The organism is Anaerotruncus sp. DFI.9.16 (genome assembly GCF_024461615.1).
In the GTDB taxonomy this organism is placed as follows: Bacteria; Bacillota; Clostridia; order Oscillospirales; family Ruminococcaceae; genus Anaerotruncus; species Anaerotruncus massiliensis.
The window spans coordinates 1-212 of the sequence record NZ_JANFZX010000190.1; the positions used below are offsets into that span (position 1 = coordinate 1).

The window sequence follows — 212 nt, forward strand, 5'->3', positions numbered from 1 at the left end:
GCTCTAACCCATTCCCGGATTATGATCCACCAACCGATGAGTGGCGTACAAGGCCAGGCTGCGGATATCGAGATCACTTCCAGAGAAGTACAGAAACTGAAAAAAGAATTGTATACCATCATCTCCGAACATTCCGGTCAACCCTACAAAAAAGTAGAAAAAGATTCCGACCGGGACTACTGGATGACAGCAGCAGAAGCTAAAGAATACGG

1 protein-coding gene is annotated in these 212 nt (G+C 46.2%); it reads left to right on the plus strand.

Going from position 1 to position 212, the window contains the following annotated elements; all coding sequences use genetic code 11:
* Positions 1-212 (plus strand): ATP-dependent Clp protease proteolytic subunit (locus NE609_RS17485; protein WP_256153260.1); only part of this gene is annotated, 212 nt, incomplete at both ends.